The sequence below is a fragment of the Anaeromyxobacter sp. Fw109-5 genome, assembly GCF_000017505.1.
GTDB lineage: Bacteria > Myxococcota > Myxococcia > Myxococcales > Anaeromyxobacteraceae > Anaeromyxobacter.
The window spans coordinates 869765-889837 of the sequence record NC_009675.1 but is presented as its reverse complement, the minus strand read 5'-3'; the positions used below and the strand labels follow the sequence as shown (position 1 = coordinate 889837).

The 20073-nt window shown below is 74.2% G+C and carries 14 protein-coding genes; 7 read left to right on the top strand and 7 right to left on the bottom strand.

Going from position 1 to position 20073, the window contains the following annotated elements; all coding sequences use genetic code 11:
• Positions 1 to 21 precede the first annotated feature (21 nt).
• Entirely contained in the window at positions 22 to 2856 is a 2835-nt protein-coding gene (secA, locus tag ANAE109_RS04005; protein WP_011985098.1) for a preprotein translocase subunit SecA, read from the bottom strand.
• A 140-nt stretch (positions 2857 to 2996) separates the two neighbouring features.
• On the opposite strand from secA, the gene ANAE109_RS04000 reads away from it, so the two are divergent.
• Positions 2997 to 3683 carry a CHAP domain-containing protein gene (locus ANAE109_RS04000; protein ID WP_011985097.1) on the top strand — a complete coding sequence of 229 codons (687 nt, stop codon included), beginning with the start codon at positions 2997 to 2999 and terminating at the stop codon, positions 3681 to 3683.
• Between the two features lie 40 nt (positions 3684 to 3723).
• Here ANAE109_RS04000 and ANAE109_RS03995 read toward each other — a convergent pair whose 3' ends face one another.
• The 3 genes from ANAE109_RS03995 to recN all read right to left on the bottom strand — a co-directional run bounded on the left by ANAE109_RS03995 (position 3724) and on the right by recN (position 7486).
• Positions 3724 to 4641: a M23 family metallopeptidase gene (locus ANAE109_RS03995; RefSeq protein WP_011985096.1), complete on the bottom strand. Its 918-nt coding sequence runs from the start codon at positions 4639 to 4641 to the stop codon at positions 3724 to 3726.
• Positions 4642 to 4830: 189 nt separating this feature from the next.
• Complete coding sequence (locus ANAE109_RS03990; RefSeq protein ID WP_041448112.1) at positions 4831 to 5616, bottom strand: Stp1/IreP family PP2C-type Ser/Thr phosphatase; 786 nt, start codon at positions 5614 to 5616, stop codon at positions 4831 to 4833.
• Positions 5617 to 5650: 34 nt separating this feature from the next.
• Positions 5651 to 7486 carry a DNA repair protein RecN gene (gene recN, locus ANAE109_RS03985; RefSeq protein WP_011985094.1) on the bottom strand — a complete coding sequence of 612 codons (1836 nt, stop codon included), beginning with the start codon at positions 7484 to 7486 and terminating at the stop codon, positions 5651 to 5653.
• 161 nt (positions 7487 to 7647) lie between these two features.
• Here recN and ANAE109_RS03980 point away from each other — a divergent pair, with 161 nt between their 5' ends.
• Positions 7648 to 7875, top strand: coding sequence for a hypothetical protein (locus tag ANAE109_RS03980; RefSeq protein WP_041448111.1), 228 nt, complete (start codon positions 7648 to 7650; stop codon positions 7873 to 7875).
• Between the two features lie 131 nt (positions 7876 to 8006).
• On the opposite strand, the gene ANAE109_RS03975 is transcribed toward ANAE109_RS03980, so the two are convergent.
• Complete coding sequence (locus tag ANAE109_RS03975) at positions 8007 to 8846, bottom strand: NAD(+)/NADH kinase (protein ID WP_234945237.1); 840 nt, start codon at positions 8844 to 8846, stop codon at positions 8007 to 8009.
• Between the two features lie 26 nt (positions 8847 to 8872).
• Between ANAE109_RS03975 and ANAE109_RS03970 the strand changes: the two genes are divergently transcribed.
• Both ANAE109_RS03970 and ANAE109_RS03965 read left to right on the top strand, forming a co-directional pair.
• Positions 8873 to 10207, top strand: coding sequence for a replication-associated recombination protein A (locus ANAE109_RS03970; protein ID WP_011985092.1), 1335 nt, complete (start codon positions 8873 to 8875; stop codon positions 10205 to 10207).
• Positions 10208 to 10270: 63 nt separating this feature from the next.
• Positions 10271 to 10909: a YqiA/YcfP family alpha/beta fold hydrolase gene (locus tag ANAE109_RS03965; RefSeq protein WP_011985091.1), complete on the top strand. Its 639-nt coding sequence runs from the start codon at positions 10271 to 10273 to the stop codon at positions 10907 to 10909.
• Positions 10910 to 10984: 75 nt separating this feature from the next.
• Here ANAE109_RS03965 and ANAE109_RS03960 read toward each other — a convergent pair whose 3' ends face one another.
• Positions 10985 to 12682 (bottom strand): MopE-related protein, encoded by a 1698-nt coding sequence (locus ANAE109_RS03960; RefSeq protein ID WP_011985090.1) that lies wholly within the window; start codon positions 12680 to 12682, stop codon positions 10985 to 10987.
• 441 nt (positions 12683 to 13123) lie between these two features.
• Positions 13124 to 13828, bottom strand: coding sequence for a hypothetical protein (locus ANAE109_RS03955; protein ID WP_011985089.1), 705 nt, complete (start codon positions 13826 to 13828; stop codon positions 13124 to 13126).
• Positions 13829 to 13900: 72 nt separating this feature from the next.
• On the opposite strand from ANAE109_RS03955, the gene priA reads away from it, so the two are divergent.
• From priA to def, 3 genes are all read left to right on the top strand, one after another.
• A complete protein-coding gene (gene priA, locus ANAE109_RS03950; protein ID WP_011985088.1) occupies positions 13901 to 16108 on the top strand; it encodes a primosomal protein N' in 2208 nt (735 codons plus the stop codon).
• A 96-nt stretch (positions 16109 to 16204) separates the two neighbouring features.
• A complete protein-coding gene (locus ANAE109_RS03945) occupies positions 16205 to 19378 on the top strand; it encodes a DUF4388 domain-containing protein (RefSeq protein ID WP_011985087.1) in 3174 nt (1057 codons plus the stop codon).
• A gap of 71 nt (positions 19379 to 19449) precedes the next feature.
• Positions 19450 to 20007 (top strand): peptide deformylase, encoded by a 558-nt coding sequence (def, locus tag ANAE109_RS03940; RefSeq protein WP_011985086.1) that lies wholly within the window; start codon positions 19450 to 19452, stop codon positions 20005 to 20007.
• Positions 20008 to 20073: the final 66 nt, after the last annotated feature.

The window sequence follows — 20073 nt, the reverse complement described above, 5'->3', positions numbered from 1 at the left end:
GGGAGCGCTGCGGTGGACGGGCTAGACGGCCGCCTCCGTCGCGCCGTGGCACTTCTTGTACTTCTTGCCCGAGCCGCAGGGGCACGGGTCGTTCCGCCCGACCTTGGGCTGCGTGCGGACCACGGTCTCCTGCTTGGGGCGGGGCTTCTCCTCCCCGTCGCCCGCCGCGGCGGCGTGCGTCTCGGTGATGCGCTGCATCGCGCGTCGCTGCGCGGCGAGCCGCTTCTGCTCGATCTCCTCGGCGGTCTCCTGGCGGACGAGCTGGAGGCGGAGGAGGTTGCCGATGACCGCGCTCTTCACGCGCCAGGTCATCTGCACGAACATCTCGTAGCCTTCCTTCTTGTACTCCTGCTTCGGGTCCTTCTGGCCGTAGCCGCGCAGGCCGATCCCCTGGCGCAGGTGGTCCATCGAGAGCAGGTGGTCCTTCCACTGCTGGTCGATGGCCTGCAGGTACAGCCACTGCTCGTAGCGCCGGAGCACCGGCTCGCCGTCCGGGCCGATCCCGAGCTCCTCCTCCTTCTGGCGGTAGGCCTTCTCGACGACCGCGTAGACCTGCTCCTCGATCTCGCGGCGCGCGTCGGCGGCCTTGCCCGAGGGGGGCGCGAACTTCATCTCGACGCCGAACTGCTCCTTCACCATCGAGGAGAGCCCGTCGAGGTTCCAGTCCGAGAGCCGGTTCGGGCAGCTCGCGCCGACCATGTCGAACACCAGGTCCTCGATGAGATCGAGCACGTGCTCGCGCTGATCTCCCCAGGTGAAGACCTGCTCGCGGCGCGTCTTCTTCCGCGTCTTCGGCTCCTCGTCGTACTCCACCACCGGGACGCCCGCCCCGAAGCCGAGCACCATGCGCCGCAGCCGGTAGACCGACCGGCGCTGCTGGTTCATGACGTCGTCGTACTCGAGCAGGTTCTTGCGGATGTCGAAGTTGTGCCCCTCGACCTTCTTCTGCGCGCCCTCGATGGCCTTCGTGAGCCAGGGGTGCTCGATCTGCTCCCCCTCCTTCATGCCCATGCGGCTCATGAGCCCCTGGATCCGCTCGGATCCGAAGATGCGCATGAGCTCGTCCTCGAGGGACAGGTAGAAGATCGACGAGCCCGGGTCGCCCTGGCGGCCGGCGCGACCGCGCAGCTGGTTGTCGATGCGGCGGGACTCGTGCCGCTCGGTGCCGACGATGTGCAGGCCACCGAGCGCGACGACCTCGTCGTGCTCCGTCGCCGTCTGCCCGCGCAGCCGCTCCCTCGTCTCCTCGAGGCGCCGCGCCCACTCCTGCTTGCGGGCGAGGAACGACTCCTCGGCCTCCCCCTCCATCGGCAGGTCCGGCTCCGGACCCACCTCGTGCTTCGCCATCATCTCGGCGTTGCCGCCGAGGATGATGTCGGTGCCGCGGCCCGCCATGTTGGTGGAGATGGTGACCGAGCCCTTGCGCCCCGCCTGCGCGACGATCTCGGCCTCGCGCTGGTGGTGCTTCGCGTTCAGGACGTCGTGCGGCACCCCGCGGCGCTTGAGCAGGCTCGAGACGACCTCGCTCTTCGCGACGGACACCGTGCCGACGAGGACGGGCTGCCCCTTCTTGTGCCGCGTCTCGATCTCGTCGCAGAGCGCCCCGAACTTCTCGCGCTCGGTCTTGTAGACGACGTCCTCCGAGTCCTTGCGGACGTTCTTCTTGTTGGTCGGGACGACGACGACGTCGAGGTTGTAGGTCTTCGCGAACTCCTCCGCCTCGGTGTCCGCGGTGCCGGTCATGCCCGCGAGCTTCGAGTACATGCGGAAGTAGTTCTGGAAGGAGATCGTGGCGAGGGTCTGGTTCTCCGCCTCGATCTTGACGCCCTCCTTCGCCTCCACCGCCTGGTGCAGGCCGTCCGACCAGCGCCGGCCCGGCATGAGGCGGCCGGTGAACTCGTCGACGATGAGCACCTCGCCGTTCTTGACGACGTAGTCGACCTCGTTCCGGTACAGGTGGTGCGCGCGGAGCGCCTGCTCGACGTGGTGCAGCGTCTCGATGGCGTTCGGATCGTAGAGGTTCTGGACCCCGAGCTTCTTCTCCATCTTCTCGACGCCCGAGTCGCTCATCACGATCGTCCTGCTCTTCTCGTCGACCGTGAAGTCCTGGTCCCGGATCATCGAGGGGATGACCTGGTTGACCCGGTAGTACAGGTCCGACGACTCGTCGGACGGCCCCGAGATGATGAGCGGGGTGCGCGCCTCGTCGATGAGGATCGAGTCCACCTCGTCGACGATCGCGAAGTTGAGCTCCCCCTGCACGTAGTCCTGCAGGCGGAACTTCATGTTGTCGCGCAGGTAGTCGAAGCCGAACTCGTTGTTCTGCCCGTAGGTGATGTCCGAGTGGTAGGCGTCCTGCCGCTCGCGGTCGGTGAGGCCGTGCACGATCACGCCGGTCGTGAGGCCGCAGAACCGGTACAGCCGCCCCATCCACTCCGAGTCGCGGCGGGCGAGGTAGTCGTTCACCGTCACCACGTGGACGCCGCGCCCGGAGAGCGCGTTCAGCACCGAGGGGAGCGTCGCGACGAGGGTCTTGCCCTCGCCGGTCTTCATCTCGGCGATCCGGCCGGAGTGGAGGACCGCCCCGCCGATGAGCTGCACGTCGAAGTGGCGCATCCCCAGCGCGCGCACGCCCGCCTCGCGCACCAGCGCGAAGGCCTCGGGCATCAGGTCGTCGAGCGGCCTCCCGTTGCGCACCTGCTGCTTCCACTCGGCGGTGAGCCGCGGGAAGTCGGCGTCGGAGAGCGCCTTCATGCGCGGCTCGAGCTCGCTGACGCGGGCGACGAGCGGGCGCAACCGCTTGAGCTCGCGCTCGTTCTTCGTGCCGAGCATCTTTCGTAGGACGTAGTTGACCACGGAGCCCTCGAGACAGGAGACGGGGGCCCGCCGGATCGCAGCTGAGGCCAGGCGGGCGCCCCGTCTTACCCCGTTAGGTAACGTCGCGCCACAGGATGTCAAACGAGGGAACTCTCGGGCGTTCGGGGTATGTTTCGGGGGTGACGCTCGTCCGCTCGGCAGCGATCGCGGCGCTCCTGCTCGCCGCCTGCGCGGGGCCGGGGCGCTGGACCCGGGACGAGGGGGCGTTCGCCGAGCTGCAGGCGCGGCTCGCCGCCCGCGGGGCGTCGTTCGTCGGCCACACCGGCAGCTTCGAGATCGCCGGGGAGCGGTTCAACGCGGACTGCTCGGGGTTCGTCCAGGCGGTGTACGAGGCGGAGGGTGTGCCGCTCCGCCGGCTGGCGGCAGCGGCGGCGCCGGGCGAGCGCTCGGGGGTCGCCGCGCTCTACCGCGCCGTGCAGCGCTACGGCGTCGTCTTCGGCGGCGGCGGCGCCTGGCCTGAGCCCGGCGATCTGGTGTTCTGGCACGACACGTACGATCGGAACCGGGACGGCACGCGCGGCGACCGCTTCACCCACGTCGGCATCGTCGAGCGCGTGGAGCGCGGCACCGTCGTGTTCGTCCACCGCGGCGGGCGCTCCGTGGCGCGCGGCGTCATGACGCCCGACCGCCCCGGGGAGGCCTCCGACGGGGAGCGGGAGCTGAACAGCGCGATCCGCAGCTCGGCCAGGGGCCGCGGAGGGCGCCCGGGCGACCAGGAGAAGCTGCTCGCCGGCGCGCTGTTCGCCGGCTACGCGCGCCTCGCCCCGCGCCGCGTCCCCGCCGAGCTCGCGCGCGCGGGTCGTTGATCATGACCTCGCGGCTCGCGCTCCGCGCGCTTCCGGCGGCTCACTCCAGGATGAACTTGCGCGGATTCTCCGGGATGCCGTTCACGCGCACCTCGTAGTGGAGGTGCGTCCCGGTCGAGCGGCCGGTGTTCCCGACGGCGGCGACCTTGTCCCCGCGACGGACGAGGGAGCCCGCCCGCACGAAGATCTCCGACAGGTGCGCGTACCGCGTCCTCACGCCGTAGCCGTGATCGATGACGAGGACCTTGCCGTAGCTGCCCTCCGTCCCGGCGAACACCACCGTGCCGTCCGACGGCGTGTGGACCGGCTGGCCGTGGGGCGTCGCGATGTCGAGGCCCTGGTGCATCCTCCGCTCGGCCGTCCAGGGATCGAGGCGCGTGCCGAAGTCGGACGTCACCCACCCGCGCGCCGGCCAGATCGACGGGGTGGAGGCGAGCAGCGAGCGCTGGTCGTCGAAGTACTCCTGCAGCTCGCGCAGGCTCTGCTCCTGCCGCGAGGCCTCCGTCTCCAGCGAGGAGAGCTTGCCGGGCAGCGCGGTGAGGCTCGCCTCCGCGGCCGGTGCCGGCCCCGGGATCTGCGCCTCCACCTCGGCGCCCCCCACCGGGCCGATGGCGAGGTTCCGCTCCGGATCCTGGAGCTGGGTGACGGCGGTGCGGAGCTTCGCGTCGAAGCGCTCGACGCGGTCGAGGGTCGCCGAGATGTGGGCGACCTTCTCCTGGACGAGCAGGATCTGCGACCTGAGCTGCGCGTTCTCCTCCTTGAGGACCGCGTTCTCCGACGCGGAGCCGAGGAGGGCGAGGTAGTGACCGATGGTGAGGAGCGCGATCAGCGCGATGGCGCCGCTCCCGTAGGCGAGGTTCTTCAGCCAGCGCCGGGGGACCCGGAACTTCCGGATCGCCTGCGAGTGATCGCTGACGACGATGACGGTGAAGACCTGCGTCTTCGGAGGTGCGGCCATCCCGATAGAGCTCCGCTGCCCGCCCAGTTCGCGCCGAGAAGCTAACGACGCGTCCGCCGAGCCAGAACGCCAGCCCCGGGGCCTCGGGAGCTCGCGAAAGACGCTCAGACGGGTAGCAGAGGGGTCGCTCCCCTGTCAAGCGCGTGTCTTCCCTACAGATTCACCACGCGTGTCCGGCGTCGACGGAGCTCAGGGGGCCTCGTCTGGGCCGACCCGGACCGCGATCACGGTGATGTTGTCGTCGCCCCCGCGCGCGTTCGCGAGGGCGACGAGCCGCGGCGGCGCGTCCTCCAGCGGCGCCTCGGTCACGACCCGGAGGATCTCGTCGTCCTCGACGAGGTTCGTGAGCCCGTCGCAGCAGACGACGATCGCGTCTCCCGGGGCGAGCGCGAACGCCGCGAGATCCACCAGCACCTCGCGCTCGAACCCAACCGAGCGCGTGATGATGTTCTTGAACCGGCTGTGCTTCGCCTCGGCGGCGGTGAGCGCGCCGGCCTTCACCTGCTCGTTGACGAGCGAGTGGTCTTCGGTCACCTGCTGGATGCGCGCGCCGCGCAGCAGGTAGCAGCGGCTGTCGCCCACATGGGCCACGAACGCCGAGCGACCGTCGAGGAGCACGGCCGTTACGGTGGTCCCCATCCCCGCGAGCTCGGGGTCTGCTTGCGCCGCCGCGTGGATCACCGCGCACGCCTGCTCGACCGCCCCGCGCAGGACGCCGGGCAGCGGGCTCGACTCCGGGAGCTCGGGCGCGAAGGCGTCCGGCGCGCGCGCGCGTGCCGCCCGCAGGGTCCGCTGGATCGTGTCGACGGCGAGCCGCGAGGCCGTGCCCCCGCCCGCATGCCCCCCCATTCCATCCGCCACCACGTACAGATGGAGGTCGTCGTCGACGAGCAGCGCGTCCTCGTTGTGGTCGCGTCGCCGCCCGACGTCGGTCAGGCCGCGGGCGGTGACGGAGAGCGGAGCCGGGTGCACCACGCGCCGGAGCGTAGCATCGGCGCACACCCGGCGCCTAACGATCTGGGGCCGTCGCGGTGACGCGACGGGCTGCGGCCCGCGCGGGCGCAGCACGCCGGCCCCGCTCCGCCGACGGCAACGGCGCGCGAGCCGCGGCGATGAGGGCGCCGGCGTGCTCGATCGCGGAGTCGGTCACGGTCGCCCCCGCGATCATGCGGGCGATCTCCCTGCGCCGCGCGTCGTCGCCGTCGAGCAGCGCCACCGACGTCGCCGTGCGGCCCGCCGACACGCGCTTCTCCACCCGATGGTGACGCTCCGCGAAGGCGGCGACCTGGGGGAGATGGGTCACGCAGATGACCTGCCGCCCGCGCGCGACGTCCGCGAGGACGCGCCCCATCGCCTCCGCCACCGCGCCGCCGATGCCGGCGTCGACCTCGTCGAAGACGTAGGTCGCCACGGGATCGTTGCGCGCGAGGGTTCGCTTCACGGCGAGCAGCACGCGCGAGAGCTCGCCTCCGGAGGCGATCCTTGCGAGAGGTCGGGGCGGCTCGCCCGGGTTCGGCGCGAGGAGCAGCTCGGCCCGCTCGGCGCCGGTGGGGCCGAGGCGCTTGCCGCCGACGTCCACCCCCGCCTCGGGCGCGAGCATCGCCACCTCCAGGCGGCAGCGCCCCATCGCGAGCCCCTGCAGCTCGGCGCGCACCGCGTCCGCGAAGGCGCGCGCCGCCTCGCCGCGCGCCTTCGTCAGCTCGGCTGCGGCGGCCAGCGCCGCCGCCGCGCGCGCGTCGATCTCGGGGCCGAGGTCGCGCAGCCGCTCGCCTCCGCCGGAGAGCCGGGCGAGCTCCTCGCGCATCGCGGCGCGCCGGGCGATCGCTGCGTCCAGGGAGCCCCCGTGCTTGCGCGCGAGCGCGCGCAGGAGCTCGAGCCGGTCCTCGACCACGACGAGCCGCTCGGGATCGCCGCCCACCGCGTCGGCGTAGCGGCCGAGCTCGCGCCCCGCCTCCTCGAGCTCGACCGCCGCCGAGCGGAGGAGCGCGAGCGGTCCCTCGAGGCGACGGTCCAGCAAGCCGGCCTCCGCCAGGGCCCGCGCAGCCTGCGCCACCCGCTCCGAGGCGCTGCCCTCCTCGCCGTAGGCGAGCGCCTCCCCCGCGCGAGCCGCGTCCCGCAGCTTCTCGGCGGAGGCGAGCACGCGCCGCTCGTCCTCGAGCGCCTCGAGCTCGCCTGCGCGGGGATCGGCCGCGTCGAGCTCCCGCAGCTGGAACGCGAGGTAGTCCGCCCGCCGCGCCCGCTCGCCCTCGTCCGCGGCGAGCGACTCCCGCTCGCGGACGAGGGCGGCGAGCGCCGCGTGGGCGGCGCGGTATCGGAGGAGGGACGATCCCGCGCCGCCCGCCACCCGCGCGTCGCTCGGCCGGAGGAGGCCGGCGAACGCGTCGAGAATCTCGGTGTGCGTCGACGGATCGAGCAGCGACACGTGCTCGTGCTGGCCCGAGACGTCCACGAGCCCGCGCAGCGCCTCCTCCAGCATGGAGACGGTGCACAGCGCGCCGTTCACGAACGCCCGCCCGCGCCCGCCGCGCGCGGCCACCCGCCGCACGAGCAGCTCCGCGCTCCCCCCTGCCCCTCCCCCGGCCGAGCGGGGGAGCCCCGCCGCCTCGAGGCGTGCGAGCACGCGGTGGTCGTCGGGCAGCTCGAAGAGCGCCTCCACCACCGCCTCCTCGGCGCCGTCCCGGAGCACCTCTCCCGTCATCCGGCCGCCGAGGACGAGGTGGAGCGCGTTCACCAGGATCGACTTGCCGGCCCCGGTCTCTCCCGTGAGCACGTTCAGCCCCGGGCCGAAGCGGACCTCGATCGCGTCGACGATCGCGAAGCCCGAGATGCGCAGCGTCGTGAGCATGGCGACATTGATCCACGGGCCCCTGACACTGCGCAAATTTTCAGTGGTGCAGGCGTTCGGGTGCTCGCCCGGACGGGACCCGACCGCCTGCCCTCCACGTCCCGGGGAGGCGCTTCCCGTCGCCCCGGCGCGGTGGGACGCTCGAGGGGACGGAGGACGCCATGACGATCCACGTGTCCGGGACGGTGCGCGTGCTGTTCGAGCGGCACGAGCTCGAGGTGCCGGGGGAACCGCCGGTGAAGGTCCCGGCGTACCGCTGCCGGTGGTGCGACTTCACGGTGGTCACGGACGAGAGATCGCCGCTGCCGGACCACGCGTGCGACGGCCCCGCCGCCGGTGAGACCTACCGGAACCTGCCGCCGCCCCCGCTCTCGCACGCGCCGACGTAACTGGCGCTGCTCCGGAGGCTTCGGGCTTCAGGGTGCGGTCGCCGGCGGGAGTCGAGACCATCGCAAGCGCGAGGTCTTCGCTGGAGACGCCCTCCTGAAGCCTGCGGCCCGACGCCTGGAGCCTGCCTCCGTCACCGCTCGCCCCAGCGGAGCTTTGCGCGCAAGATGCCGAAGTAGTCGAGGTTCGGGTTCCGCACGAGCAGGACCCGGTTCGACGACTGCTTCACCTGCACGAGATCTCCCTTCGCGATCCGCACGCCCTTCTGCCCGTCGAGGGTGAGGTACACCTCCGAGTCGTTCATGAGGACGATCTGGACGCTCAGCTCGTCGGGCAGCACGATCGGCCGCTGCGTGAGCGTGTGCGGGCAGATGGGCGCGAGGATCATGCCGCGCATGGTGGGATAGACGATGGGCCCGTTCGCGGCCAGCGCGTACGCGGTGGAGCCGGTGGGGGTCGCGACGATGATCCCGTCCGCCTTGTACGTCGCGAGGTAGCCGCCCGCGCAGCGCGCGTCGAGCTCCGCCATCCGCGCGAGCGCGCCCTTGCCGATGACCACGTCGTTCAGCACCTCGGCGTCCACGTCGCGCTCCGGCCGGCCGCCGCGGTGCAGGTGGACGCGCAGCTTCATGCGCTCGGACACCAGCGCGTCGCCCGCGAGCACCCGCTCGAGGGCCGGATACAGCTCGCCCTGGGGCACCTCGGTCATGAACCCGAGGTTGCCCATGTTCACGCCCAGGATCGGCACCGGCCTGCCGCCGAGCAGGCGCGCGGCGTGGATGAGGGTGCCGTCGCCGCCGAGCACGACGACGAGGTCGGCGACCCGGCCGACCTCCGCCTCGTCCGTGACGACGTCGACGCCCTTCGAGCGGAGGAACTGCTCCACGAAGTGCGCCGTCTCCGACGCCTCCGCCGAGCTGACCTTGTGGACGATGCCGATGCGCCGGGGCACGGGGCACGACTGGTCTTCCATGCGGGGCATTATATAAGCGGTTCGCCATGGACCTCTTCGATCGCGCTGCCGAGCGGGACGAGAGCGGAAAGCCGCTCGCCGAGCGGATGCGCCCCCGCCGCCTGGAGGACTTCGTCGGGCAGGAGCACGTGCTCGGCAGGGACACGGGCCTGCGCCGCGCCATCGAGGCCGACCAGGTGCCGTCGCTCATCGTCTGGGGCCCGCCGGGGACGGGGAAGACCACCCTCGCCCGCATCGTCGCGAAGCGGACCGGCGCGGAGTTCGTGCCCTTCAGCGCCGTGCTCGGGGGCGTGAAGGAGATCCGCGAGATCGTCGCCGCGGCGCGGGACCGCCGCCGCATGCACCGCAAGCGCACCATCCTCTTCGTGGACGAGATCCACCGCTTCACGAAGGCCCAGCAGGACGCGTTCCTCCCCCACGTCGAGGACGGAACGATCACCCTCATCGGCGCGACCACCGAGAACCCTTCCTTCGAGGTGAACGCCGCGCTCCTGTCGCGCTGCCGGGTGGTCACGCTGCGGGCGCTCACCGAGGAGGAGGTGGCGGCGCTGCTCGACCGCGCCGCGGCCGCGCCCGAGGGGCTGGCGGGCGCCGTGTCCCTCGAGCCGGAGGCGCGCGCGGCGATCGCGCGCTACGCCTACGGCGACGCGCGGCGCGCGCTGAACGCGCTCGAGGTGGCGGCGGCCGCGGTGCGGCTCGCCGGGCGCGCCGCGGTGACGCGCGCGGACGCGGAGGAGGCGCTGCAGCAGCGCACCGTCCTCTACGACAAGGCGGGCGAGGAGCACTACAACGTGGTCTCCGCGTTCATCAAGTCGATGCGCGGATCGGATCCGGACGCGGCCGTCTACTACCTGGTGCGGATGCTGGAGGGCGGGGAGGAGCCGCGCTTCGTCCTGCGCCGGATGGTGATCTTCGCCTCCGAGGACGTGGGCAACGCGGACCCGCAGGCGCTCCAGGTGGCCGTGGCGGCGCTGCAGGCGGTGGAGCTCGTGGGCTTGCCGGAGGGCGTCCTGCCCATGAGCCAGGCCGCCGTGTACCTCGCCCTCGCCCCCAAGTCGAACGCCGCCCTGACCGCCTACGGCGCCGCTCGCCGCCTCGTGCGCGAGCGAGGCCCGCTGCCGGTGCCGCTGAAGCTCCGCAACGCGTCCACGAAGCTCATGGAGGGGCTCGGCTACGGCGGCGGCTACCGCTACCCGCACAACTTCGAGGGGCACTACGTGGCCGAGCAGTACCTGCCCGACGCGCTGCGCGCGGAGCGGATCGTGACCCTCTCGGACAACGGGCTCGAGAAGACGCTGGCGGCGCGGCTGCGGGCGTTGCGCGGCGAGCCGGAGCCGGAGCCGGAGCCGGACGAGGCGTGAACGCAGGCGCGGTCGAGCGCTCGACGCGGCGCGCGGGCCGGCTCCGCGCTAGGCTTCCCCGCCGTGCTCCTCTACCTCCACGGCTTCGCGTCGGGCCCCTCCTCTCACAAGGCGCGCGTCCTCTCCGAGCGGTTCGCGGCGCTCGGCGAGCCGCTGCACGTCCCGGATCTCACCCCCGGGCCGGACGGCTTCGAGCGCTGCTCCCCGTCCTCCATGCTCGCCGTCGCCGAGGCGGCGCTCGGAGGCGCCGAGGCGCCTCACGCCATCATCGGCAGCTCGCTCGGCGGATACCTCGCCGCGCTGGCGGCTTCCCGGGACCCCTCGGTCGAGCGGCTCGTGCTGCTCGCGCCGGCGTTCCGGCTCTTCGAGCGGTGGCGCGCGCGCCTGGGGCCGGCGGACCTCGAGGCCTGGCGTGCGGCGGGGCTCGAGACGATGCACTACGCGTCCGGCAGGACGCGGCGCATCGGCTTCCAGTTCTTCGAGGACGCCGCCGGCTACCCCGCCTTCCCGGAGGTCCGCGTGCCCACCCTGTGCATCGCGGGGACGCGAGACGACACGGTCCCGTTCGAGGACGTCGAGGCGTTCGTGGCGCGCACGCCGACGGCACGCCTCGTCGCGGTGGACGACGGCCACGAGCTGGCCGCGTCGCTCGATCGAATCTTCGAGGAGGCTCGCTCCTTCCTCGGGGTCCCGGCGAGCTGAGGCGCCCGGCCGATCGAAGAGGGCGGCGCCTCGCGGCGCCGCCCCCGTGCGACGACGACCTCTACGGCCGCGACGTCAGCGGATCACGGTCGAGAGGTTCCTCTCCGGCCGCGTGAAGGCGTGGCAGATGGAGCAGTCCTTCTGCTTCCGCGTCACGTGGGTGTCGTGGCCCGCCGCGTACCCCTTCCACGCGCGGAGCGCGTGGCACTGCGTGCAGATGACGGAGAGGTCCGCCTTCTTCACGTAGCCGAGGGCCGCGAGGTTCAGCTGCGCCGTGCTCTCGTGGCAGCTCGCGCACCCCAGCACGTTCCCGGAGGCCGGCGGCACCGTGTGCGTGACGAGCTGGTAGGTGTCGGAGGTCACCCACGTCCACGGCTCGCTCGACGCGTAGCCCATGTTCACGAGGCCGTCCGCCACCGCCTGCGTGGCGTTGCCCGTCGCGAAGAAGGTGGAGGTGTCGAGCGCGATGAACTGGCCGCGGTTCGTGGCGAAGGGCACGTTCGAGGTCTTGTACTTGAACGGGTAGAGCTTCGAGGCGGTGTCGTTGATGCCCCCCACCGGCCGCGAGGTCGGGTACGCGCCCGTCGCCGGGTCGAGCGCCGGCGTGTCGAAGAGGAGCCCGGAGTTCGAGTAGCGGTTCCAGAACGCGTACCGCGGCAGGAGATCGTTCGCGGAGGTGCGCGCCGGATGGATGGGCGGCGTCGCGTTGTGGGTGTGCGCCCAGTCGCGGTGGATCTCGGTGGCCTCGTCCGCGGCGGTGTCCGCCGCGTTCCGCGCGTAGCGCGGGATGTGGCAGGTCTGGCACGCGACGCGCCCGACGTGGTCGTTCACCTTCAGCGTCGCGTGGCCGGTCGACGTCTCCTTGGTGGGGTGGCACTGCGCGCACTTCATCTCCACGTCCAGATCGACGACGCGGAGGTCCGTGCCCGAGCCCGCGATGCGGTGGCGCTGCACGGCGTGGCAGCTCGTGCACTTCAGGTCGCCGCGCGTCGTCGCCATGTGGACGTCGTAGTTCCCGTCCGTGGTGGCGATCTGGGCGAGCGCCATGTCGCCGCGCTTCACCGCGTCGCCGCCGCCGGCCTTGGCGTGGCACTGCAGGCAGCTCGCGCGGGTGGGCCGGTGGAGCGTTTGCACCGCCTGGTCCATCGTGATGGTCATCGCCGCCGTGTCCGCCACCATCTGGCCGGTGGTGGCGTCGAACTTCCGCTTGTAGCCGTCCTGGTGACAGATGAGGCAGTCGATGTTGTCGAGCTGGGCGGCGCTCGAGGCGGCCACCGGCTCGAGGCCTCGACCGACGTGGCAGGCCGAGCAGGCGCCGGCGCGGGCGGCGTTGATCCCGTCCCAGTTGCCGAGGATGTTCACGCAGTAGCTGTTGATGGAGCTCTGGTACTTCCCCTGCGTGGTGCCCGCGTCGTTCACGTTGTAGAGGGCGGCGCCGTTCCACTGGTAGTGGCCGGAGGCGAACACGTCGTTCGCCTGCTGCGCGTGGCAGCCGCGGCACATCGCGTAGCCCGTCCACGTGAGGCCGGCGTGCGGGCCGGACCCACCGGAGCAACCCTCGTCCACCACGCCGCTGCAGTTGTTGTCCACGGCGTCGCCGCACACCTCCGCGGCGCCCGGGTTCACGCTCGCGGCGGCGTCGTTGCAGTCGGTCCCACCACAGGCCACGTCCTTGTAGCCGTCCGCGTCCGCGTCCGGGCACGGCCTCCCGGCGTAGGCGGGCGAGGCCAGCAGGGCCGCGCCGGCGATCAGCGTCTTCAAGATCCGTCTCATTTCCTCGGTCTCCCTCGAGGCCGGTCGTCCCCCGATGCGCCGGCTCGCCGCACCGACTGCACGCGCGGTGCCCGCGCGCGCGCGGAAGTCCGCGAAAACAGTGCACTGTTCACCGCAGCGTTCACCGAGACGTTCACGCAGCGCTAACGCCTCGGCCCCGGCTGCGTCGCCCGGTCACGGGACGTGGCGGTCGCCGCGGGCCCCCTCTTAACGCCTGCGTTAAGAGAGGGGAGCAGTTTCACTGATCGCGAACGGCGCGCGGATCTCCGCGCATTTCCAGCGCTCACGCGCGCGGGCGTCGGGTGCGACGAAACACCCACCCACAGCGGCGACCTGCGGCAATACACCCAGTCAGGATTGACCGACAGAGGAAACGCCGCGCGGCGCGCACCTCCCGCGAGCGGGGAGGGCGTCTACCACCGGCGCGGATCGCGAGGGGCGTCAGGGCTTGTGCGCGTGGGCCTTCGGAAGGAGGCTCATGTCGGCGTGCGGGTGGCACTTGCGGCAGGAGTCCACGCCGGGTCGCACGAGGCCGGCCGCCGTCGCCTTCGCGGGGTCGCGCATCACCGAGGCCGGCCAGTAGTCGCCGCCGTTGCCATGGCAGCCCTCGCAGTCGAGCCCCTTCGCCGCGTGCGGGCTCGCCGCCCAGGACTGGTGCTGGACGCGGTGACACATCTTGCACTTCGCGTCGCCCACCTTGGCATGCTGCGCGCCCGCGGGCGCCGCGGGCGCAGGCGCAGGGGCGGGCTGTGCGGCGGGAGCCGGCGCCGGCGTCGCCGCGGGCTTCTCCGCGGCCGGAGCCGGGGTCGCAGCCGGCGCCGCAGGCGCCGGCGCGGTCGGGGCCGGCTTGGCGGTCGGCTTGGGCGGCGCGGGCGACGGCTTGGGCGCTGGGGTCGGCTCGACGGTCGGCTTGGGCGCCCCGGGGGGCGGGGCCGGGGTGGGCTCGAGGGTCGGCTCGGGCTTCTGGGCCGCGGGGCTCTCGCTCGACGCCGGAGCCGGCGTGGGCGCAGGGGCCGCCGTCTCCGAGGGCGCCGCGGGGACGGGCTGCTGCGCCGGTGCGGGCGGAGGGGCCTCGGTGCGCCGCTCACCGCAGGCGAGGGCGAGCGAGGCGAGGGCGAGGGCGAGCGGCAGCGGGCGAGAGCGCATGGATTCCTCCTCCGGAGACGGAGCAGTCTACCGCGTGGGGCGCCCGGCGAGGGCGCTTGCTACACTCCCGCCGTGCTCGTCGAGGTCGCCGTCGCCGCCGCGGTACGCGGGACGTTCACTTACCGCGTCCCACCCGCGCTCACCCCGGCGATCGCCCTCGGGCAGCGCGTCGCCGTGCCGTTCGGCAAGAGCCGGCGCGCCACGGGCTACGTGGTGGGCTTTCCAGCGGAGGCGCCGGACGGCCTCGCCCTGCGCGACGTGACGGAGGTGCTGGACCGCCTGCCGCCGTTCACGCCGAAGCTCGTCGAGCTCATCCGCTGGGCGGAGGAGTACTACCTCGTCCCCCCCGGAGAGCTCCTGCGCGCCGCGCTGCCCCCCGGCCTCAACGCCCGCGGCGGCGCCGCCGGACCGGCGCGGCGCGGCGTGGAGTACGCCGCTCCGGAGCCCGGCGCGGGGGACGCCCTCCCTTCCCTGTCGCGCTCGCGCGCGCAGCGCTCCGTGCTCGAGTACCTGCTCGCGCGCGGGCGCATCCCCGTGGAGGAGCTCCGCGCCGCGTTCCCGAACGGCCGGCCCGCCCTCACCGCGCTCGCCCGGCGGGGCCTCGTGCGGCTCGAGCGCGAGGCGCCGGTCGCGCGCGGGGGGCTCCTCGCCGCCTCCGCGGCGCCGCCCGAGCTCACGCCCGCGCAGGCGGCCGCGCTCGAGGCGATCGCCGGCGCGTCCGGCGCGTTCGCGCCGTTCCTCCTCCACGGAGTCACCGGCTCGGGGAAGACCGAGGTGTACCTCCAGGCCATCGCCCGCGCCCGCGCCGCCGGCAGGGGCGCGCTCGTGCTCGTGCCGGAGATCGCGCTCACGCCGCAGCTCGCCGGACGGTTTCGCGCGCGCTTCGGCGACGAGGTCGCCCTGCTCCACTCCGGGCTCTCCCCCGCCGAGCGGCACGCGGAGTGGCAGCGGCTGCGCACCGGAGAGGCCCGCATCTGCGTGGGCGTCCGCAGCGCGATCTTCGCCCCCGTGCAGGACCTCGCCATCGTGGTGGTCGACGAGGAGCACGAGGGGAGCTTCAAGCAGGAGGACGGTCCCGCCTACCACGCGCGCGACCTGGCGGTGGTGCGCGCGAAGCTCGAGGGCGCGGTGGTGGTGCTCGGCTCCGCCACCCCGTCGCTGGAGACGCTGGAGAACGCCCGCCGCGGCCGCTACCGCCTCCTCGAGCTGCCGTCCCGGGTGGACGATCGGCCCATGCCCGAGGTCGAGCTCGTGGATCTCTCGAAGCTCCGCCGGTCCGGGCGCGACGTCGGCGCGGGGCTCGTCTCGCCCCGGCTCGCCGAGGCGCTCGCCGCGACGGTCGCGGCCGGGCAGCAGGCCATCCTGTTCCTGAATCGCCGTGGGTACGAGACGCTGGTGGTGTGCGAGGCGTGCGGCGAAGAGGCGCGCTGCACCGACTGCGCGGTCTCGCTCACGCACCACGCGCGTCGCGGCATCCTGCTCTGCCACTACTGCGGCCGGACCGAGCGGATGGGGGGGCGCTGCCCCGCGTGCGGCGGCCCGCGCGTCGGGGTGGGCGTGGGGACGGAGCAGGTGGAGGAGGCGGTGCGCGGGCTCCTCCCCGGCGCGCGCGTCGCGCGGCTCGACCGAGACGCGGTCGGGACGGCGGAGGAGACGGCGGCGCTGCTCGCGCGCTTCGCGCGACGCGAGCTCGACGTGCTCGTCGGGACGCAGATGGTGACGAAGGGGCACGACTTCCCCGGGGTGACCCTGGTCGGCGTCGTGCTCGCCGACACCGCGCTCGCCCTCCCCGACTTTCGCGCCGCGGAGCGCACCTTCCAGCTCCTCGCCCAGGTGGCCGGCCGCGCCGGGCGCGGCGCCGACGCGGGCCGCGTGATCGTCCAGACCTTCAACCCGGCCACGCCGGCCGTGTCCTGCGCGGCCGGCCACGACTACGCCGCGTTCGCGCAGGGCGAGCTCGACCGGCGGGTGCGCCACGGCTACCCGCCCTTCGGCAGGCTCCTCGCGGCCAGGGTCGAAGGCTCGGAGGCCGGCGCCCGCCGGACGGCGGAGGCGCTGGCCGACGCAGCCCGGCCGGCCCTCCGCGGCGAGGTCGCCATGCTCGGCCCGGCGCCGGCCGCCATCGAGCGGATCCGGGGCCGCACCCGCTGGCACCTCCTCTTTCGGGCCACGTCGGCCCAGGCCCTCTTCCGCGTGCACGGCGCGCTCGCGCGCGTCGCCCGCCGGCCGCCGGGCGGTGGAGCGGTGCGGTTCGACATGGATCCGCAGTCGATGCTGTGACGCCGCCGCCGAGCCGCTGCGGCGGCGCCGCTATCGCACCTGGCGCGCCGGGCGCCGGCTTGGTCCCCTGCTGGGCGCGATCCATAATCGCGCGCCGTGGCGCGCATCCTCCTCGTCAACGACGACATCGCCGAGATCTCGGCCGTGAAGCGCGTGCTCGCGCGCGGCGGACACCAGGCGGTGCTGGCGACCAACGCCTCGGACGCGGTCGCCGTCATCGGACAGGCGATGCCTGCCCTCGCCCTGGTCGGCGCCACCTGCGAGGGAGGCGAGGCGCTCGCGCTCGCGTGCCGGCTCGCCGCGGGCGACGGAGGCGCGCCCGTTCCGCTCATCGTCCTCGGGCAGGCCGAGGGGCTGCCGGCGGGGGCCGCCCAGCTCGCCCGCCCGGTGGATCCGGAGCAGCTCGCGGACGAGGTGACCGCCGCGCTGAAGCGCGCCGCAGCGGCGGCGCCGGCGCTCGCGGGCCCAGCCCGCGCGAGCTCCGCGGGCGCGCCCACCCAGCGGGCGAGGAACCCGGCCGCGAGCGCGAGCGCGCCCTCCTCGAAACTCTCCCGGGCGGCCGCGCCTCCCGCCCGCAGCGTCCCCGCGCCGGCGGCGCCGCGGCCTCGAGAGACCGATGCCCGCCGCGCCGCGGCCGACGCGCTCCGCGCGCGAGCGGACGAGCTTCGCCGCACCGCGAGCGCCCCCGCACCTGCGGCCGCCGCGGCAGTGGAGGAGGATGGGCTCGAGGCCCTCCTGCGCAGGGCGGAGGAGGCCGAACGGCGCCACCTCGCGGAGCGGAAGGCGCGCGCGCGGCAGGCCGACCGCGCCACGGTGGAGGCCGCCCAGCGGGCGGAGGCGGAGCGCGTCGCGGTGGAGAAGGCCGCACGCGCCCGGGAGGCGGAGGCCCGCGCCCGCACGGAGGAGCGCGCGCGGGCGGAGGCGGAGGCGCGCGCCGCGGCGGAGGCAGGGGCCCGCGCACGACTCCAGGCGGACGCTCAGCGCGCCGCCGCCGAGGCCGCGCGGCGCGCCGAGCTGGAGAAGCGCGCCGCCGCCGACGCCGCCAGGCGGGCGGAGGCGGAGCGGCGCGACGCCAAGGAAGCCGTCCAGCGCGCGGAGACCGAGAAGCGCGCCGCCGCCGAGGCGGCCCAGCGCGCCGACGCGGAGCGACGCGAGGCCGCGGAGGCCGCCCGGCGCGCGGAGGCCGAGAAGCGCGAGGCCGTCCTGCGTGCCGAGGCCGAGAAGCGCGAGGCGGTCCTGCGCGCCGAGACGGAGAAGCGCGAGGCCGCGGAGGCCGCCCGGCGCGCGGAGGCCGAGAAGCACGAGGCCGTCCTGCGCGCCGAGGCGGAGAAGCGCGAGGCGGCGGAGGCCGCCCGGCGCGCGGAGGCCGAGAAGCGCGAGGCCGTCCTGCGCGCCGAGGCGGAGAAGCGCGAGGCGGCGGAGGCCGCCCGGCGCGCGGAGGCCGAGAAGCGCGAGGCCGCGGAGGCCGCCCGGCGCGCGGAGGCCGAGAAGCGCGAGGCCGCGGAGGCCGCCCGGCGCGCGGAGGCCGAGAAGCGCGAGGCCGCGGAGGCCGCCCGGCGCGCGGAGGAGGAGAAGCGCGAGGCCGAGGAGCGCGCGCAGCGCGGCGCGGAGGAGGAGGCGCTGAGGGCGCGCGCCGCGGAGGAGAAGGCGGCGAGCGAGGCGGACGCGCGCCGCCGGCTCGAGACCGAGCTCGAGCGGCTTCGCGGACAGCTCGACGAGGAGCGTCGCGCGGCGGAGCACCGCATCCAGAGCGTCCTCGAGCGCGCGGCCGCCGAGGAGCAGGCGGCCGAGGAGCTCCGCCGGATCGCCGACGAGGAGGCGCGACGCGAGGCCGAGGAGGCGGAGCGCCGGCGCGAGGAGGAGGAGGAGAACCTCCGCCGCGCGATCGAGAGCGCCCGCCAGGAGATGGAGACCCTGCGCCGGCGCACCGACGAGGAGGCCCGGCGGCGCGAGGAGGCCGAGGCCGAGCTGCGGCGCCTGGCGGACGAGGCGGCACGCCAGCCGATGGCGTTCCCGTTCCCCGACGAGGGCGCCGGCGCCGCGCCCATGGCCGGGCCCCCCCTGGAGGACCTCGCGCGCCGCCGCGTGGCGGCGCTGCGAGGGCTCGCGCCTCCTGACGCTTCGGCGGCCCCGATCGCCGGCTGGCGTGCCGAGCCAGGGGCGGGCCTCGCTCCGCCGGACGCCGCCGCCGCGGTCGCGGAGCCCAGCGAGGTGGAGCCGGCCGCGACGGAGCGAGCTCGGAAGCCGCCCCCTCCCGAGCTCCGCAGCGGGACGCTCGCCGACCTCCCTGCGCCCAGGCTCCTCGCGCTCGCCTGGTCCGCGCGCGTGAGCGGCCGGTTCGACGTTCGAGGCGAGACGGCGCGCTCGCTCTACCTCGAGGACGGGCGCGTCGTCGGCGCGACGAGCGCCGATCCCACCGAGCGGGTCGAGGAGCTCGCGCTCCGCTTCGGCCTCCTGACGCGCGACCAGCACCGGCAGATCGCCTCCGCCGCCGCGGCGCTCCCATCGCGGCGCGCCGCCCTCCTCCTGCTCGAGCGCGGCTTCCTGAAGCCCACCGAGCTCACGGGCCTCGTGCGCCGGCGCGCCGAGGAGATCGTCTTCGGCGCGTTCGCCGATCCCGTCGCGCGCTTCCGCTGGGCCGGGGCGGCGGTCCCCGCCGAGGAGCGGATCGCGCTCGAGCGCGGCCCGCTGGCGCTCGCGATCGAGGGCGTGCGCCGCCGCTGGCTGGCTCCCCGCGTGGACGAGGTGCTCGGTGGTCCTGGCACCCTCCTCGCGCCGGACGACGCCCCGCCGCCGCCCGGAGAGCTCCAGCTCTCGCCGGAGGAGCGCCGCGCAGTGGCGCTGGCGGATGGCCTCCGCACGCTCGACGAGATCGTCGCCGCGAGCCCGCTCGACGCCCTGACGACCCGGCAGGTCCTGGCCGCGCTCGTCCTCGTCGGGTCGCTGCGCGTTCGCTTGCTGCGGGGGGGACACCCGGCCGCCGCGGCGGCCACCGCCATCGATCTCGCGCGCGTGCGCGAGAAGCTCGACCACGCCCGCCGCGCGGACTACTTCACGGTCCTCGGCCTCGGCCGCCTCTGCACCCCACACGAGGTCAGGGAGGCGGCCGACCGCCTGTCCGCCGAGTTCGCCCCCGCGAGGTACGTCGGCGTGCGAGAAGCTGGGCTGCCGGAGGCGCTCGAGGAGATCCGGTGCGTGGTGGCGGACGCGCGCGAGGTGCTCGCCGACGACCGGCTCCGCTCCGAGTACCTCGGCGGCCTGGGCGAATGACCGCCGTTCAGGTGCGTCCGGCCAGCGCGCGGATTAGGAATCAGTCTCAACCCGTTGGAGTGCCTGACCTCATGGTGCGTGAAATCGTCATCTGGCCAGATCCGATCCTCAAGGAGGTCGCGAACCCCGTCGAGCGGGTGGACGACTCCATCCGCCGGCTCCTCGACGACATGGCCGAGACCATGTACGCCGCCGACGGCGTCGGGCTCGCCGCGCCGCAGATCGCGGTCCTGAAGCGGGTGATCGTCATCGACACCTCTCCCCGGCAGGAGGGGCAGAAGCTGATCCATCTCGTGAACCCGGAGATCGTCCGCGCCGAGGGCGAGACGACGTGGACCGAGGGCTGCCTGTCCATCCCCGGCGAGGCCGAGGACGTCGCCCGCGCCGCGAAGGTGTGGGTCCGGGCGCTCGACTACCACGGCAAGCCGTTCGAGCTCGAGGCGGACGAGCTGCTCGCGATCGCGGTGCAGCACGAGACCGATCACCTGAACGGCACGCTCTTCGTGGACCACCTCTCGAGCCTGAAGCGCGAGCTCATCCGCAAGCGGATGAAGAAGCTCAAGACGCAGCGGGCCGAGGAGGCGGCGCGGGCGGTGCGCGACGCGCCGAAGCACGAGACCGCGCTCTAGCAGGCTGTTGAAGGGGCGCCTTCGTGTCGCCGGCCGTGGGCGCGTGGCCCCAGCACGCCCCACGAA

Bases quoted from the DNA above. Each gene is read 5' to 3' on its own strand.
- ANAE109_RS03995 (WP_011985096.1), bottom strand. From the start codon at position 4,641: ATGGCCGCACCTCCGAAGACGCAGGTCTTCACCGTCATCGTCGTCAGC.
- recN (WP_011985094.1), bottom strand. From the start codon at position 7,486: ATGCTCACGACGCTGCGCATCTCGGGCTTCGCGATCGTCGACGCGATC.
- ANAE109_RS03980 (WP_041448111.1), top strand. From the start codon at position 7,648: ATGACGATCCACGTGTCCGGGACGGTGCGCGTGCTGTTCGAGCGGCAC.
- ANAE109_RS03975 (WP_234945237.1), bottom strand. From the start codon at position 8,846: ATGGAAGACCAGTCGTGCCCCGTGCCCCGGCGCATCGGCATCGTCCAC.
- ANAE109_RS03970 (WP_011985092.1), top strand. From the start codon at position 8,873: ATGGACCTCTTCGATCGCGCTGCCGAGCGGGACGAGAGCGGAAAGCCG.
- ANAE109_RS03960 (WP_011985090.1), bottom strand. From the start codon at position 12,682: ATGAGACGGATCTTGAAGACGCTGATCGCCGGCGCGGCCCTGCTGGCC.
- ANAE109_RS03955 (WP_011985089.1), bottom strand. From the start codon at position 13,828: ATGCGCTCTCGCCCGCTGCCGCTCGCCCTCGCCCTCGCCTCGCTCGCC.
- def (WP_011985086.1), top strand. From the start codon at position 19,450: ATGGTGCGTGAAATCGTCATCTGGCCAGATCCGATCCTCAAGGAGGTC.